Consider the following 17,049-nt stretch of genomic DNA (forward strand, 5'->3'; position numbering starts at 1 on the left):
AATAAAGCTAGAAAATCACGGAGCACACCCCATCAAGTGCTCCGTGATTTTTTTTTCGCGGGATTCCATTAAATAGAAAAGAAACGTTCGGCACACGAAGAATCTGGTGTATAATGAAGAAATCATAAAAAATTTATAGGGGTAGAAACAAGTGGATAAACAAAATAGTAAGTATAGATGGGTTGTTTTTGCCGCAGTCTTGTTTACCTATTGTGTAATCGCAAGTCAAAGAACAGCCCCAGGATTAATTACAGATCAAATTATGAAGGACTTTAGTGTAACGGCATCGACCATTGGATTGCTGACGAGTATTCAATTTTTGGCGTATGCTAGTTTGCAAATACCAATCGGTATACTTTCAGATCGATTCGGGCCTAATATTTTTCTTATCGCGGGAACATTATTAAATGGTGCAGGGACGCTGATTTATAGTTTGGCAGAGCATGAGTATGTTCTCTTGTTTGCTAGATTATTAGTGGGAATTGGGGATGCCACCATTTGGGTAAACGTAGTCTTAATCTTAAGCCTGTGGTTTAAGGGTAATGAATTTGTAGGATTGATTGGAATAGCGGGGATGGTTGGGAGTCTGGGCTTCCTGCTGGCAACAGTTCCTTTTTCTGAGTGGATTACGGTATGGGGCTGGAGAAAACCATTTTTTACAACGGGTCTTATATTATTGCTGAGCGGATTCATTCTTTATTTTGTCCTTGTTCATAAACCGAAACAGATGTTTAAAACCGATACTGATTCCGCATCTGCCTCCCCAAAAATAAGGGAAAAACGTGAAAATACACTGAGTCTGCTTAGGCGCATCCTTACAAGCCGCCAAGCATGGGCAACCTTCTTTTGTCACTTCGGGATTGTCGGAACATATATCGGATTTATCGGTTCGTGGGCGGTGCCATATGGGATGCACATGTACGGGATGACACGTTCTGATGCGAGCCAGCTCATTATGATTGGTCTGATTGGTGCTGTTATGGGATCTCCTTTATCGAGCTGGGTGGCCAATCGGTTAGGGACGATCAAGCGTCCTTATGTCGTTGTTCATTTCATCACCGTTATTTGCTGGAGCGTGTTTTTTGTATTAAGCGGGAAGCCGCCACTTTTTATGCTGATTTCGCTATTCTTTATCATCGGCTTTTGTAACGGTGCTAATATGTTTACTTTTGCCGTTGTACGCCTATCCTTTGATGTAAGGGAAGTTGGATTTGTTTCGGGATTTGCGAATACAGGCGGTTTTCTGAGTGCTGTTCTTTTGCCAAGTATTTTTGGGAAGGTATTAGATCACTTTGGTACGGCTGCAGGTGGGTATCACTACGGATTTATCATACCGGTTCTATTTTCGCTTGTCGGTCTAATCGGGGGACTTCTAATTAAGGAACAGCGGCAGGAAGCTAAGAAAGCACTTGCTTAAATTATTTGAGAAAGCAAATAGGATTGCTTTCTTTTTTTTTGCCTAAAATTCGCATTTCCTATATGGATCAATTTTCCAGACAATATGATTACGTATCAATGAGAAATTAAACACTTTTTTCCAAGTCTTTTTAATGCCATATCATAATATTTAGGATATAATCATATATATTTCGATTATCGAATGAAATTTAAGGGGAAATTTGGATATGTGGCGAAACAAAAATGTCTGGATCATTTTATGTGGGGAATTAATCGCTGGGTTTGGGTTATGGATGGGTATTATTGGAAACCTTGAATTTATGCAGGAAAAGGTGCCATCGGATTTTATGAAGTCCGTTATTTTGGCGATCGGGTTATTAGCCGGTATACTGGCTGGTCCAATTGCAGGAAGGATTACGGACCAAAAGAGGAAGAAAATGGTGATGATCTATGCAGGTCTAGGGAGAATGGTGAGTGTACTCTTTATGTTTATTGCATTGCAAACCGGCTCCATTCTTTGGCTTATAGCCTTTGTCATTAGTATTCAGATTGCCGCTTCATTCTATTTCCCGGCGCTTCAAGCAGCCATTCCTTTAATTGTGGATGGAAAAGATTTATTGAGAATGAACGGAGTCCATATGAATGTAGCCACGATTGCCCGGATTTTAGGTACATCCTTAGCAGGCATTCTGCTAGTAGCTATGTCGTTGTTTATGTTATATCTTTCATCATTTATTGCTTATTTCTTCCTATTCGTATTTACCTTATTTTTAAAAATTGAAGAACCGGTTAAGCAGAAAAACATGAGCACGTCCAAGTCAAAGGGAAGCTTTAAAGAGGTATTACCTGTCATTAAAGGGCTGCCGATCGTATTAATGACACTTGTCCTAGCACTTGTACCGCTGTTATTCTTAGGCGGCTTTAACCTTCTAGTAATAAAAATAAGTGAATTTCATGATGATCAAATGCTGAAGGGGATTATTTATTCGGCTGAAGGGATTGCCTTTATGATAGGGGCTTTTGCCGTGAAGAAAATGAGTGATCGCTGGTCACCTTATAGCATTATGTTTTTCTTCTCGCTTATTGTAGGATTTGCACAAGTTTCATTATTCTTTGTAGATTCAAAAATAGTGACGGTTACAGCCTTCGCGGTTGTTGGTTTTTCAGTTGGCTGTTTTTATCCTACTGCTGCGACCATTTTTCAAACAAGAATGCCGAAAGAATTCCATGGGCGCTTTTTCTCTTTCCGCAGTATGTTAGATCGAGTGATGTTCCAGGTCGTCCTTCTAGGAACAGGATTTTTACTGGATTTAGTTGGGCTGCAGATGATGGTAGTGATTTTCGGAATCATTTCTGCAGGATTGACCATTTATTTCTATCTTCAGTTTAAGCGTCATATCGGTCGTGAAAACCAGAAAAAAGCCGTTTCCTTTTAATAACTGTTTACTCGCATAATGGGCGTATGTTTGGAAACTCTATAGATGTATTTTAGTCATAGAGGGGAGTGTGCGCGCATGCTAAAGCGAAAGTTAGATCAAGCAAAGGAACAGCAGCGGGTAGTGGAAGCTCAAGACCAATTCGGGCATTTTGGCAAGACAGATACGGAGTTTTCCTTAGAGGAAAGCGTACAACAGGCGATAGCGAAAAGCCAGGCTTACCAGGCGCAAAACAAACAGCCTACCTATGAGCCAAATAAACCTTTTTAGAATAATCTGCAGTCAGGCGGGAGTAAACTACTCTCGTCTATTTTTTTGCGGTATGATAATAGAAAGTAAAGAAAGGAGCTGATTTGGAATGTCAGAAAAACTAGAGCTGGCAACGTTTGCTGGAGGCTGCTTTTGGTGCATGGTATCACCATTTGATGAGCAGCCGGGGATTAGGGAGGTCATTTCAGGCTACACGGGCGGTCATAAGGAAAATCCAACTTATGAAGAGGTTTGCTCCGATACAACTGGACACTATGAAGCAGTCCGAATTACATTCGATCCTGCCATTTTCCCGTATAAAAAATTACTTGACCTGTTTTGGCAGCAAATTGACCCAACCGATGAGGGAGGGCAGTTCAATGATCGTGGGCTATCCTATCGTACGGCGATTTTTTATCATAATGAAGAGCAAAGGGATATGGCCGAAGCCTCAAGAAAAGAATTGGCTGAGAGCGGCCGTTTTCTAAAACCAATCGCAACTGAAATTTTGCCGGCCAGCCGTTTTTACAATGCGGAGGATAAGCATCAGGATTATTATAAAAAGAACCCACTTCACTATAATCTTTATAAAGAAGGGTCTGGCCGTGCGCGATTTATACGCGAGAACTGGAAAAACCGCAAAAGTGAAGAACAATTGAGGAAGGAGTTAACTCCAATTCAATATGAAGTAACACGAAATAACGCGACTGAGCCTCCGTTCCATAACGAATTTTGGGACCATACTGAAGAGGGCATCTACGTAGATATTATTTCAGGCGAGCCGCTGTTTAGTTCGAAGGATAAATATGATGCCGGCTGCGGCTGGCCAAGCTTTACAAAGCCATTGAGAAGAACAGAAATTGAGGAAAAATTTGATGGCTCTTACGGAATGAGAAGAATAGAGGTCCGTTCAAAAACATCCGAATCCCATTTGGGTCATGTCTTCGATGATGGACCTGGTCCCGACCATGCGCGGTATTGTATAAACTCTGCTGCACTGCGATTTATTCCTAAGAACAAGCTTACGGATGAAGGGTATGGGGAGTATTTGAAGTTATTTGAACATCATTAATATATGATGATTGTTAAAGGGAACAAAGACAAAGGTTAGCATACTCATGTCTTTGTTCCTAGCTTTTTATTTTCTTAGTATTGCTAATCGATAAGGGGAAAGCTTTGCTTCCATAATTCCTTTTTTAACAGCAGGATCATTTTCCATAAGCTCTATTGCTTCTTCTTCCGTATCTACTTCCAAAATAACTAGCCCTAATGGATCAGTATCTAATGTTCTGCCTGCTAATATGAGTTTCCCTTCCTTTTCTAAGCTTTGTAAAACCTCAAAATGCTCCTGAACAATGTTATTCTCCTTGTCTGTCCAATTGTCTTCATCTAATAACGATGGAATGAGCTTAAGTTGATATAGAAATTGTAATTTTTCCATGAAAAATATCTCCTTTTTTATTTAATTATTCAAGATGCAGGATCTGATTTCTTTTTAACATAGATGGAAAGAGAGGGTGGAATTTTTAAAATAGTGGTAAAGGATAAAATAAAAATGAATCGTGCTAGATTCATTTATTAACTGTTTACTTGTTTACAAACTGTAAACTTTACGTGCACAAATGCGTTTACTTGTTTACAAATTCGTATACATCCTTCAGTAGCAATAGGTGTACGGATTTGTTACACAAGTATACATAAATGTTTACAAAAAATCACTAAGTTTACAAGATGTTTACTGATTTACAGTTGTATTTTATTTCGGCTATGTCCATTGAAGATTTCAATTATCCCCCTTAACCTTAAAAGTAGAAACTGCTTTATACATATAAAACAATTAAATAAAAAAGGGATGAAGATGAAATGACTAAATCCAGAATTGCAGCGATTGATGTTGGAAATGACTCGGTTAAGGCTATTTTCGGGGAAGTAGAGTACGAATTAAATATTCCTAATATTATTGCTAGGGACACAGAGGATCGTCCGATCATTGGAATTGAAGAGCTGGATCAGAAAAATCCGCTTGATGGCATACATATAAAGGTCCATTCACCTGCTCTAAAGGAGAATAACGTCATTTACCGAGTTGGAAACTTGGCAACAAAAAGCAATAGCGCATCAGAGCTTGACCCTGGGAGCAGTAAATCAGAGGAAGATCAAACATTAATTATGCTTTTTGCAACACTGGCTTTAGATGCAGTAAGGTCAGAAAACAAAGATGTCTTCCAGCGGACAAAAAATATCATCGATGCTGCCTACACACTCGGAACGGGACTCCCTCTTCGTGAGGTTAAAGAGGGAAAGGATGCCGGATACCGTTCGAAATTAATTGGGTCTGTCCATCAGGTGGAATTTCTTGTTACACCTAAATACCAAGGATTAAAGGTGAATCTAAGGTTCGATGAGGTCAAGGTATATCCTGAAGGATTTGCTGCTTATATTAATCTAGTCATGGATAATGATTTAAAGATTATTAATAAGGATCTTATCGACAAAAGGATTATTATCCAGGATATCGGGGGGCTGTCTACAGATATAGCGGTTATTAAGAACCGAAATGTTGATGATGATAAGGCTCAAGGGTTTAATCTTGGTGTGTCCGAATCATTAGAAGCCATTAGAGAAGAAATAAGATCCAAGCATGGCATTGAACTCGACAGCCGCAGAGATGTGGTTGAAATTATTACGAAGAAAAATGACCGCAATCATATTATGGTAAAAGGAAGCCGTACAAGTGTCCATGACATTACAGATCGAATCCTGCTTGATTTGGCTAAGAAGCAGTATCGTTTATTGCGGAATGTGTGGCAAAAAAACTCGCAGACAGAGATCTGCTATTTTGTCGGCGGCGGAGCGAATGTACTTAAGGAATATATAAAAACCATAAACAATAATTTAGATGGGTATAACATAGATTTTTTTGAAAATGAAAAAGAGAGCATTTGGATGATGGCCAATGCCTATTATAAATTAATTAAAGACTATTCAAGGAAAATGGAAAAGGTAAAAGCGGTCAAAGAGCCTGTGAAGGGCTAAGGTGATTCTATGGAAAAATCAAAATCAGGTATGATTAAAAGGGGACAAGCGATATCCTTTCGTATCCCTTCAGATACACCTGACCACTTATTAAAGCATCTGCAAAAGCTAAAGGAAACGGAACGAAGAAATTTCTCAAGCAAAATGGCCGAGTTTGTTCTAGAGGGAGTTGGAAAATCCTGCTCCCAAGAAAGGGAAACGATTACCATTCCCCTTCCTCAGAGATTAAGTAAATCCCAGCGAGATTGGCTAAAGCATGAGCATTCCGAAGCCCTCATAGGCAATATTATTTATCAGCTGCTAATCGATCCCGTTCGGTCAACCTCATTACTGGCATCTATGAACAGCAAATCTATCGATATTAATGAAGCATTGTATTTGCAAGAAGAGCCCGAAATTGAGGAAACGGCTAATCTTTCAAAATATGAACAGGAATCAGCAGCCGCTTTAGAAGAATCCATGGACGATGATCTAATGGATTTTGATTGGGAAACCGCCAAGAAAAGTCAGGAGCCGGAGGTAGAGGAAGAAACTGCCGAAACCAATTTCGACCTTGATGATCTGCTTGGTGATTTCCTTGCTAAGATGAATAAGTAGAATACTAAAAGCAGTGCCTATTTAGAAAAAAGGCACTGCTTTTTTATTTGAACAGCTCTATGTATAGTAGAGGGTTTCTAAGAGGAATAAAATGGATAAGAGAGTATCGGTTTTACTTAAGAGCCGTACGATAGTCTTACTGTACGGCTCGATAAGCTTAGAAAATGTATCTCTTTTCAATATTACTTTATTTTGTTACCGCCTCTAAAGCCACTTCAATCATGTCATTAAAAGTGGTTTGTCTTTCCTGAGCTGTTGTTTGCTCATGAGTAATGATGTGATCACTTACAGTTAAAATAGATAAAGCTTTCACGCCAAATTTGGCTGCTAAATAATAAAGTCCAGCCGTTTCCATTTCAACAGCAAAAACGCCTAATTTTCCTAGCTTTAAAAATGTTTCGGTATCGTCTGTATAGAAAAGATCAGAAGATAGAACATTTCCCACATGAAGATTAAGGCCCTTTTCAACGCCGATTTCGTATGCGCCCTTTATTAATTCGAAATTCCCGATTTGTGGAAAATCATATCCAGGAAAATCATTGCGGATAATAGCTGAGTTTGTGGCAGCAGCTTGAGCAATGATGACATCACGAATTTTTACATCCTCTTGAATGGCTCCGCAAGTGCCAACGCGAACAAGATTCTTGGCGCCATAATCCTTAATTAATTCATGAATATAAATGGATGCTGATGGCATACCCATCCCTGTTCCTTGTACGGAAACACGTTTCCCTTTATATGTTCCTGTGAAGCCTAGCATGCCTCTCACTTGGTTATAGCAAACAGCATCTTCTAGAAAAGTCTCAGCAATGTATTTGGCACGCAGCGGATCTCCCGGCAGTAATACGGATTCTGCAATTTCTCCAACTTTTCCCTCGATATGAAAACTCATATATCTTCCCTCCAAAATTCTATCATTCGAAAGCGATTCCAAAAAATCATAACACAATAAAATTTTGAGTTCTGTTAAAGGGGTAACGAAAAAATTGTGAGCCAATTCACAAAAAAACGTTAAACGCATGACTCAACTACCTACAACTCATTTGCTATATTTGAATTACTCTCCAGACTAAAGAGAATTCCACTTGCGAAGTGATGGGGTCTCTTCAGTTTCGTTACATATTAATTCCAGTTTGTCTTTTTCAAGGAGGTAAACATACTTACCTTTTACATCAATAAGGCCCTCATTTTGAAAATCACCTATGGTTTTGGAAATGGATTCTCTCGTCACACCCAGCATATTTGCTAGTAAAGACTGATTTACTTTCAGGTCTATTTTGTAACCGTTATCACATGGTTTTCCGAAGTTATAAAATAAATCTATGAGTAAATTTGCAACCTTCGTGCGGACATCATAGAAGGTTAAATACCGAACTAGCCGATTAAGGATGCGGGTCCTCTCGACAAGAATTATATAGGCTTTTCTGAGGACTGATGGGTATTTTTCCACGATATTTAAGAAATCATTCCTGGAAATAAGCCAGGTTGAAACATTCTCTATTGCTTCAATCGATGAGATTCGGTGCTGGTCGTTAGAAAGTGCTTCTGTCTCACCAATAATATCTCCAGGCATTGTTATACCAAGTACAACTTCCCTGCCTTCATGTATACGGCAGACTTTTGCCATTCCTGAGCGAATGATATAAATCTCATCACTTTGATCATTTTCAAAAATTAGAACATGGTTTTTTTTGAAATGACGTTCTTTAAGTAAAGGAATGATATTAGATAATTCATTCTCGGGAATATTAGCGAAAATAGCGCAGTCTGTAATTTTGGTAATCAAAGGAATCCAACCTTTCAGTTCATTGTTTCTACTTTCTTTGGAATGATAATGAACATTATACCATGGGAATTAATATAAAAAATTTGTTTAAAAGATCAGGTTTCATTAATATTGGACTTGAAGGATTCATAGTAGCGGTGCTTTCTTTTCAGCGATTATCGCTTACTATGCCGATACGGCAGGATTAGGATTTCTATCTCTTGGATTGGCTTAGTTGGGGCATTTGTTTTTACTGTCATTTTTTCGATTATTCATACCCTTGAGGGTTATATATTCTTGCGGCAAGCACAATCTGCTGTGGTGCTTTTCATTAGAAAGAAGTGATTGGCTCTTGTTAAAACAATTAAATCAATGGTTTCATCTTCAAGAAGAAAATACGAGTGTCCGCACAGAGATGGTTGCTGGCCTAACCTCATTTATTACGGTAGCCTATATCATTGTTGTCAACGGTGCGATTTTGAATATGGCTGGCATGCCTTATGAAGCTGTCACTATTGCCACAGTGATTTGCTCCTTTATAGGCTGTATGTTATTAGCCTTATGGGCAAATTCTCCACTGGTCATCGTTCCAGGGATGGGGGACAACGCGTTTTTCGTATTTACACTCGTGTTATCTTTCGGCCTATCTTGGCAGCAGGCTTTAGCCGTTGTGTTGATAGCGGGAATTGTTTATGTATTAACGACAACTTCGAAAGTCGCTGTTTTTTTATCAAACTCTATTCCGATGTCTATGATTCATGCTATGACTGCAGGAATTGGCTTATTTATTGCATTTCTAGGTCTGAAAAATGGGGGTGTAATCGTAGCAAACGAGGGAACCTTTGTAGCGCTGGCAAAGATTAGCGATCCCCATGCTTTAACGACCTTGCTTACTCTGCTTATTCTTGTACCGTTGTTTCAGAAGAATGTTAAAGGGAACTTTTTGATCGGAATTTTGATAGGGACATTCATTGGAGCTTTATTTGGTATTGTGGACTTTTCAAAGTTGCGTGATTTCCATCTCTCATTTAACGGTTATCAAGAGGTTTTTTTAGCTTTTGATTTTAGCCAAATAGGTACGTTTCATTTTTGGACAGCCGTATTTTCTTTATCGATGGTCATTATTTTCCAAAATATGAGTGTTCAGCTTGGCATGCTTCCAGATAAATCGAAATTTCGCAAGTCCTTTCAAGCTCATTCCTTTTCAGTCATCGGTGCGGGCCTTTTTGGCTGCAGCCCGACAACGACCGCTGCTGAGTCCGCAACAGGTATTGCCGCGGGCGGCAGAACGGGCTTAACCTCATTAACAACTGGCTTACTGTTTATACCGGCACTTTTTCTAACACCAATTTTTAAAGTGATTCCTAATAGTGCAATCGCACCCGTTTTGATCATTGTTGGATGTCTTATGGTCCAATCGATAAAAGAAATTCCCTTTAGCGATTTTACAGAGGCTTTCCCTGCCTATTTAATGCTGGCCATCATGCCGCTAACGTTTAATATCGCTAACGGAATTGCTTTTGGCTTTATTGCTTACCCGGTATTAAAGTGGGCAACAGGCAGAAAAAAGGAAGTTACAGGAACGATGTATGTCATTGCTTTTTTCTTTCTTCTGTATTTTGTTGCAGGTACACTTTGAAGCGGTCGTCATGAGAACTTTATGGAACACGTTTTCGAGGGGATCCACCCGAAACGCTCGCCATGGGAGCTTCATGGAGCGCGTTTTCAAGTGGAGCCGTCCAAAACGATCGTCATGAGAGCTTCAAGGAGCGCATTTTCAAGTGGGGACGCCTGAAACGGTCGTCATGAAAGCTTTATGGCGCGTGTTTTTCAAAGGGAGCCACCTAAAATGGTCGCCATGAAATAATAAAAAGCACACTCCTATCAACCGAGTGTGCTTGAATGTCTTCTTCTATTTATAAGCCTTTTACCCTACATTTACTGGCTGAGGTGTTTGCAATACTTCCTGCAATGCAGTCATTTCCGTATTGTTTAAAGGAACTAATGGGAGCCGGACTCCGCCAACTTGAATGCCTTGCAGATTAAGAGCAGCTTTTACTGGTGTTGGATTTGGAGCATTAAATAAAGCCTTCATAATCGGAAGAAGCTCGCGATGGGCAGCAGCTGCTTTCTGAAGCTCACCATTTTTAAAGCTATTAATCATGTCTTGCATTTCGTTCCCGATAATGTGGGCAGCAACAGATACAATCCCTGCTCCTCCAATAGCTAGAACCGGTAAAGTAAGACCGTCATCCCCACTGTATAAAGTAAAGTCAGCTGGGGTTTGGCTGATGATTTGGGCCATGGCATCTAAGTCACCGCTAGCTTCCTTAATTGCTACGATATTTTGAATTTCTGAAAGTCTTACAATGGTCTCAACTGACATATTCACAACGCTTCGTCCTGGAATATTGTACAGCATGATCGGTAATGACGTTGCTTCAGCAATAGCTTTAAAATGCTGATACATGCCTTCCTGAGATGGTTTGTTATAGTATGGCGCAACAAGCATAATGCCATCCACTCCAGCCTCTTCAGCCTTTCTAGTCAAGCTAATGGAAGCTCTTGTATTATTCGAACCTGTTCCAGCTATGATGGGAACTCTGCCGCCAGCTACCTCAACAACAAACTTAAATAGAGCCACTTTCTCTTCCTCTGTTAAAGTTGGCGACTCACCAGTAGTACCTGCAACAACTAATCCGTCTGACCCATTCTCGATTAAATAGTTAACTAAATTTTTTGTCGCTTCAAAATCAACCTCACCGTTATGATCAAATGGCGTTACCATTGCTGTAAGTACTTGACCAAAATTCATAACTTCACACACCCTTTTTTAAATTTTTTTAAAAAGTAGAGGTGATAGGGCCTATTTAAAACTAAACGCAAAAAAGCAACAACGAGGGACTCGCTGTTGCTATAGAAACAATAGTGTAAAAAAATCACCGTTTCTTGTGCGATAGCCCTCCATATAGTCTCTCCTATATGACAGTCCTGTATTTATTCAACACAGGCCCAGCTTTAAGAACATGAGATTCCTAAAACTTCGGCAAATTCCCCTTTTCACAATCATCATAGGGTCTCATTATCCTCCGATTGTGTACTGATGGTCTTTGCGCCTCTATCCTCACTTCAAAAAGATCTTGAAATAAGAACTTATTTAATTGTATTCAATGTTAACTGAAGGTTCCCATAATTGCAAGGGATTTTTAGAAATGTTTTTCCATTAGCTTATTTAAGCACCCGATTCAAGAAGGCTTTTGTCCGGTCAAATTGAGGATTTGAGAACAATTGGTCCGGGTGGCCGGACTCCGCAATTTCTCCGTTATCCATAAATAGAACCTGATTGGCGACCTCTTTAGCAAAGCCCATTTCATGAGTGACGACAATCATCGTCATTTGTTCTTCAGCGAGTGTTTTCATTACTTGCAGCACTTCACCCGTTAATTCCGGGTCTAGGGCTGAAGTAGGCTCATCAAACAGAAGAATCTCTGGCTCCATCATTAAAGCTCTCGCAATAGCGACCCTTTGTTTTTGTCCGCCTGAGAGATTTCCAGGATATGTGCCTGCTTTATCCGCTAACCCAATCTTCTCGAGAATTTCCATGCTGCGCTTCTGAAGGGATTCCGCAGATTCCTTTTTCACCATCTTAGGAGCAATTTCTAAATTTTCTCTTACCGTAAGATGAGGAAATAGATTAAAGTGCTGAAAAACCATCCCCATTTTGGACGTAATCCGATTCAATTCCTGCGGTTTGGAATACTCACCATTTTTAACTAGGTAATTACCATCTATACAAATGCTGCCATCATCGATTTTCTCAAGATGAATCAGGCTTCGAAGCATGGTGCTTTTTCCTGAACCGGAAGGGCCAATGACGGCGATGACATCATTCTTTTTAACATCAAATGTAATTTGCTTCAGGACATTTAAATGACCGTATGATTTTTTTAGGTTGGATACTTCTATGATAGCCATAATATCAATCCTTCTTATTCAAATTTATAGCGCCGTTCTAGCCATTTAAAGAGCAACGTTAAGATAAGCGTAATTCCTAAATAAATAATGCCGGCAATGAAAAACGGCACAATGGTAAAGTCGCGGTTGACGGCTGTCTGGGCAAAGTGCAAAAGCTCCGGTACAGCGACAGCATATAGCAATGCAGTATCCTTAACAAGTGTCACCGATTCATTTGAAACAGCAGGGAGCGCAATACGGAACATTTGCGGCAGTACTATTCTTGTCGTTGTCTGCCATTTGCTTAAGCCAAGAACCTGTGAAGCCTCATATTGTCCCTTATCAATAGCCAAAAGACCACCACGGAAAATTTCCGCGAAATAGGCGGCGTAATTCAAAATAAAGCCTAAGCAGGCTGCAACAAAACGGTCAAGCACTAAATATTCCCCGATTACAGGGATAAGCGGGAGCCCGAAACAAATAAATAATAATTGCAAGAGGAGCGGGGTTCCACGCATCACATAAATATAGGCCTGTGCCAACCACGAAAGAGGCTTGATCGAACTTTTTACAGCTAAAGTTAAAAGAAAGCCTAATGGAATGGACACTATGATGGCGATAATAAATAATAGGATTGTCATCTGAGCCCCTTCAAGCATGGGCTTAATAATTGTGAGAATGTAGTCCATCATGAAAGAATTCCTCCAAAAACAAAACAGGCTTTCCGAGGGAAACCCTGTTTGCTTCTATAATTTGTACGATTAATTTAGAACTTTGTCTTCACCAAACCATTTTTCTGAGATTTCAGCAGCAGTACCGTCCGCGCTCAACTCATCAAGGGCTTTTTGCAGTTCTTTTAATAACTCATCGTTCCCTTTTTTCACACCTACACCGTATTCCTCTGGCGCTAATGATTCATCGAGAACCTTAAATGTACCCTCTTCTTGGGCCATATAGTAATCAATAACGACTTCATCAATGATAACCGCATCTACTCGGCCAGACTTTAAGTCACTTAAAGCAAGAACATTATCGGCGTATTCGGAAACAGACTTGATGCTGTCTTTAATCGGATTTGCATTTAAGGCATCAGATGCAGAGGAAAGACTTTGAAGACCAATCACCTTTCCATCCAAATCAGCCAAAGTGCTAATGTCAGAATCAGCTTTTGTTGCAATTACTTGGGCATTCGCTAAATAAGGCTTTGTGAATAAAACCATTTCTTTTCGTTTATCAGTAATGGTATACCCATTCCAGATGAGGTCGATTCGTCCGCTGCTGAGTTCAGATTCCTTTGTTTTCCAATCAATCGGCTGGAATTTAACTTCTTTCCCCATTTTTTCAACTGCAGCTTTCGCATAATCGATATCAAAGCCTACAAGATTATTATCCTTATCACGGAAGCCCATAGGAGCAAATTTATCGTCAATTCCAATAATAATTTCGTTATTCTTCGTGCTGGCATTTGATGAACAGCCTGCCAAAACAGTAAAAACAGTAAATAAAGATAGAATAATAGCTGAAAAACGTTTCATTAGTAGTAGACCACCTTTTGTTATAATCCTTTAGTGCGTTACCATGTTATCATGATAACAAGATAAAATAAAAAAGTAAATAGAAATATTAGGAGATTGATTCTAGTAAAAAAGCTGAGGAAAATTAGACAATAAAAAAAGAGGGGAGCGGCCCCTCTTTCATTAGAAAAATCCTATCATGTTGCTTAAGCATTTAAAGCCAGCTGAAGCATCGTTTCAATACCTGCTGGAATCGTATCCTCATCTACATCAAATTTTGGATGATGGTGAGGGTACTGGCTTTTCTCTCCTTGCATGCCAATGTTGACGAAAGCCCCAACTCTTTCCTTCAAATAAAAGGAATAGTCTTCTGCTCCCATTACGGGATCAATGGACATAAACACGCCTTCACCAAAGGTTTTTTCGATGATTCCTTTTGCATATTCGCATGCTTCTGGATGATTGTATAACGGTGGAGTCCCTTCGATAAAATGATAATGACCTTTTGCGCCAAAGCTTGCACAAATGTCCTTTGTTAATTGCTCTGTTTTTTCGTGCATTAATTCGGCGCCTTCAAATGTTAGGGCCCGAATCGTACCTTGCAGCGTCACCTTATCTGGAATGACATTATAGGAATTACCAGCTTGCATGCCTCCAATTGAAATCACGCCCGCGTGCAAAGGATTCAGGTTTCGGCTGATAATGGATTGGAACGACTGAATAAGATGAGTGGCAATATAGATTGGATCGACCGCCTCATGAGGATAACCGCCATGTCCGCCTTTTCCTTCGATCGTGATGTCAAAGTCATCACTGGAAGCCATTGCATAGCCTGTGGCAAATCCGATTTTGCCAAGCGGCACACCGGACATATAATGGATTCCGTAAATAGCGTCCACACCATCTAAAACGCCCTCTTTCACAAGCTGCTTCGCTCCACTAGGAGACGCTTCCTCAGAGCTTTGGAAGATGAACACAATATTATTTTTTACTAAATGCGGATTCGAGCTCATCCATTTAGCAACGGCGAGCAGGGTAGCTGTGTGGGCATCATGGCCGCATCCGTGCATAACGCCTGGAACAGTTGAAATGTAAGATTTGTCTCCCTCTTCTTGAAGGGGAAGGGCATCCATATCCGCTCTAAGTGCAATTGTTTTTTTTCCTTCGGTCCCTTTAAAATAGCCGACTACATTTGGTGCTGAAAAACGATTGTCAACGGCAATTCCGAATTCAGCTAATCTTTCCTTTACATAAGCAGCTGTTTCGTATTCTTGCCCCGATAGCTCAGGGTGCATATGAAAATGTCTCCGAAGTTTAATTGTCCAGTCGATTAAATTTGAATCAACTAATTTTGTCTGTAGCATGATGAATGAAACCTCCAAATCATAATTAAGTCATAAAACTTTTGGTCATGGAAAAGCCTATGGAGCATGCGGTTAGGATTAAAGGTTTCCTCCGCATACCCCATAGGTGAATTCAATTCTTAAAAAGGCCCGTATTTTATCATTTGTGCAATCAGCAGGAAAACAATCGCTAGTCCTACTTGAATGAATATAAATGGGAGTACCCATTTTACCCATTTTGTATAAGGAATGCCAGCCATCGCAAGCCCCGCAATGAGTACGCCTGATGTTGGGAATATAGAATTGGATATCCCATCACCAAGCTGAAACGCTAGAACGGCTGTCTGTCTTGTCACGCCTACTAAATCAGACAGAGGAGACATAATTGGCATTGTAAGAGCCGCTTGTCCGCTTCCAGATGGAACGAGGAAATTTAGAAACAGCTGAACGAAAAACATCCCGATTGCATTTAAGGCTGGCGGAAGCAGACCTAGGAAGGAAGAAGAGTAATAAAGAATTGAATCCATCAGTTTCCCATCCTGGATGACAACAAGGATCGCCTGCGCAAATCCAATGATGATGGCTCCGCTGATGACTTCTTTTACTCCTTCTAAAAAGCTGTCTGCAATTTTATTCGGGCTTAATTTTCCGATGACCCCGGCAATAACTCCAAATAATAGGAAGAGGGCGCCGATTTCAGTTATATACCAGCCTAGTTTTAAAACGCCAAAAATGAGTGCAACAAAGTTAAGAAGAAAAACAATTAATACTAATTTATGACGAGTTTCGAGCTTTATTTGTGTTTGCTTATTTTTACTTGTTCCTTCATGGAAATTGCCAAAAAATTTAAGCTCAGGATTTTTTTTGATTTTTTTAGCATAGCGATAAATATAAATAACTCCTGCTAAATAGAAAGCCGCGAGAAGAACTAGCCTTAAACCCATGCCAGAAAAAGTTGGCAGTTCGGCAATGTTTTGGGCAACCCCAATGTTAAATGGATTCATAACGGCACTCATAAATCCAATATTCGCTCCAAGTGCTACAATCGCATACCCAACCATGGCATCAAAGCCTAAAGCAATAGCTAATGGCGTAATGATCCCTATATAAACGATCGTTTCTTCCGCCATCCCCATCAATGTGCCGCCAGCCGCAAAAAACAGCGTTACTACTGGAATAAGCAATAATTCTTTATTGGCTAGCTTGTTAGTAATACTGACAATCAAAGCATCGAGAGCGCCAGTCGCCTTTAATACGCCAAAGGCGCCGCCCACAAGTAAAACGAAAAAGATGATTCCTGCTGCTTGGACCATGCCTGAATGAATGCTAGTAAAGATATGAAAGAATCCAACTGGAGATGGGTCCGTAAAATGAAATGAGTCCGGAACGACAATCGTGCGTCCAGCCTTCTCAATTCTATCATATTCTCCTGCTGGCAAAATATAAGTCAAAATCGTAGCGATGACAATGACAAAGAAAATGAGGACAAAAGCATTGATGTTCAATCCTTTTTTGTCTTGTTGAATAGGATTATCCATTTTTAAGCTCCTTTATTGTAAAATAATAAAATTGTCGATATTCCGATGAAGCGGAAATAGTCCATCGACAAAGACCATGACTATATGAATGTAAATAAGTTCACAAAATGAATTTTTATGCACTTTATTGTAAGATGCATTCAATTATATTGCAATAATAATTTGCGATTTAAAAAAATTGGTTAGATTGGCATAGTGGAATATATTCATAGGAATTAT

16 protein-coding genes and 1 riboswitch are annotated in these 17,049 nt (G+C 39.8%); of the genes, 7 read left to right on the plus strand and 9 right to left on the minus strand.

Annotated features, from left to right (window positions below; genetic code table 11):
• Positions 1 to 151 precede the first annotated feature (151 nt).
• The 4 genes from V7122_RS04720 (at position 152) to msrA (ending at position 4,155) form a co-directional block, all read left to right on the plus strand.
• Entirely contained in the window at positions 152 to 1,417 is a 1,266-nt protein-coding gene (locus V7122_RS04720) for an MFS transporter (protein ID WP_335525921.1), read from the plus strand.
• 208 nt (positions 1,418 to 1,625) lie between these two features.
• A complete protein-coding gene (locus V7122_RS04725; RefSeq protein WP_335525922.1) occupies positions 1,626 to 2,834 on the plus strand; it encodes an MFS transporter in 1,209 nt (402 codons plus the stop codon).
• A gap of 78 nt (positions 2,835 to 2,912) precedes the next feature.
• Positions 2,913 to 3,104: a hypothetical protein gene (locus tag V7122_RS04730; protein WP_335525923.1), complete on the plus strand. Its 192-nt coding sequence runs from the start codon at positions 2,913 to 2,915 to the stop codon at positions 3,102 to 3,104.
• Between the two features lie 88 nt (positions 3,105 to 3,192).
• Positions 3,193 to 4,155, plus strand: coding sequence for a peptide-methionine (S)-S-oxide reductase MsrA (gene msrA / locus V7122_RS04735; RefSeq protein ID WP_335525924.1), 963 nt, complete (start codon positions 3,193 to 3,195; stop codon positions 4,153 to 4,155).
• Between the two features lie 66 nt (positions 4,156 to 4,221).
• Here the strand turns inward: msrA and V7122_RS04740 are convergent, their stop codons facing one another.
• Complete coding sequence (locus tag V7122_RS04740; protein WP_335525925.1) at positions 4,222 to 4,524, minus strand: YciI family protein; 303 nt, start codon at positions 4,522 to 4,524, stop codon at positions 4,222 to 4,224.
• Between the two features lie 422 nt (positions 4,525 to 4,946).
• Here V7122_RS04740 and V7122_RS04745 point away from each other — a divergent pair, with 422 nt between their 5' ends.
• Positions 4,947 to 6,119, plus strand: coding sequence for a ParM/StbA family protein (locus V7122_RS04745; RefSeq protein ID WP_335344806.1), 1,173 nt, complete (start codon positions 4,947 to 4,949; stop codon positions 6,117 to 6,119).
• A 9-nt stretch (positions 6,120 to 6,128) separates the two neighbouring features.
• Positions 6,129 to 6,716: a hypothetical protein gene (locus tag V7122_RS04750; RefSeq protein ID WP_335525926.1), complete on the plus strand. Its 588-nt coding sequence runs from the start codon at positions 6,129 to 6,131 to the stop codon at positions 6,714 to 6,716.
• 187 nt (positions 6,717 to 6,903) lie between these two features.
• On the opposite strand, the gene deoD is transcribed toward V7122_RS04750, so the two are convergent.
• On the minus strand, positions 6,904 to 7,608 hold the full coding sequence (deoD, locus tag V7122_RS04755; protein WP_335525927.1) for a purine-nucleoside phosphorylase: 705 nt from the start codon (positions 7,606 to 7,608) through the stop codon (positions 6,904 to 6,906).
• Positions 7,609 to 7,785: 177 nt separating this feature from the next.
• Positions 7,786 to 8,502: a Crp/Fnr family transcriptional regulator gene (locus V7122_RS04760; RefSeq protein WP_335525928.1), complete on the minus strand. Its 717-nt coding sequence runs from the start codon at positions 8,500 to 8,502 to the stop codon at positions 7,786 to 7,788.
• 331 nt (positions 8,503 to 8,833) lie between these two features.
• On the opposite strand from V7122_RS04760, the gene V7122_RS04765 reads away from it, so the two are divergent.
• Complete coding sequence (locus V7122_RS04765) at positions 8,834 to 10,120, plus strand: NCS2 family permease (protein ID WP_335525929.1); 1,287 nt, start codon at positions 8,834 to 8,836, stop codon at positions 10,118 to 10,120.
• Positions 10,121 to 10,408: 288 nt separating this feature from the next.
• Here V7122_RS04765 and dapA read toward each other — a convergent pair whose 3' ends face one another.
• From dapA to V7122_RS04795, 6 genes are all read right to left on the minus strand, one after another.
• Complete coding sequence (dapA, locus tag V7122_RS04770) at positions 10,409 to 11,296, minus strand: 4-hydroxy-tetrahydrodipicolinate synthase (protein ID WP_335353227.1); 888 nt, start codon at positions 11,294 to 11,296, stop codon at positions 10,409 to 10,411.
• Between the two features lie 134 nt (positions 11,297 to 11,430).
• Positions 11,431 to 11,610, minus strand: a riboswitch (Lysine riboswitch).
• Positions 11,611 to 11,709: 99 nt separating this feature from the next.
• Positions 11,710 to 12,456 carry an amino acid ABC transporter ATP-binding protein gene (locus V7122_RS04775; protein ID WP_335525930.1) on the minus strand — a complete coding sequence of 249 codons (747 nt, stop codon included), beginning with the start codon at positions 12,454 to 12,456 and terminating at the stop codon, positions 11,710 to 11,712.
• 14 nt (positions 12,457 to 12,470) lie between these two features.
• Positions 12,471 to 13,127 carry an amino acid ABC transporter permease gene (locus V7122_RS04780; protein WP_335344797.1) on the minus strand — a complete coding sequence of 219 codons (657 nt, stop codon included), beginning with the start codon at positions 13,125 to 13,127 and terminating at the stop codon, positions 12,471 to 12,473.
• A gap of 69 nt (positions 13,128 to 13,196) precedes the next feature.
• A complete protein-coding gene (locus V7122_RS04785; RefSeq protein WP_335525931.1) occupies positions 13,197 to 13,970 on the minus strand; it encodes an amino acid ABC transporter substrate-binding protein in 774 nt (257 codons plus the stop codon).
• Between the two features lie 185 nt (positions 13,971 to 14,155).
• Entirely contained in the window at positions 14,156 to 15,313 is a 1,158-nt protein-coding gene (locus tag V7122_RS04790; RefSeq protein WP_335353230.1) for a M20 metallopeptidase family protein, read from the minus strand.
• 119 nt (positions 15,314 to 15,432) lie between these two features.
• Positions 15,433 to 16,830, minus strand: a complete 1,398-nt coding sequence (locus V7122_RS04795) for a YfcC family protein (RefSeq protein ID WP_335344794.1) — start codon at positions 16,828 to 16,830, stop codon at positions 15,433 to 15,435.
• Between the last annotated feature and the right edge of the window lie 219 nt (positions 16,831 to 17,049).

The sequence above is a fragment of the Bacillus sp. JJ1532 genome, from assembly GCF_036965085.1.
In the GTDB taxonomy this organism is placed as follows: domain Bacteria; phylum Bacillota; class Bacilli; order Bacillales; family Cytobacillaceae; genus Cytobacillus.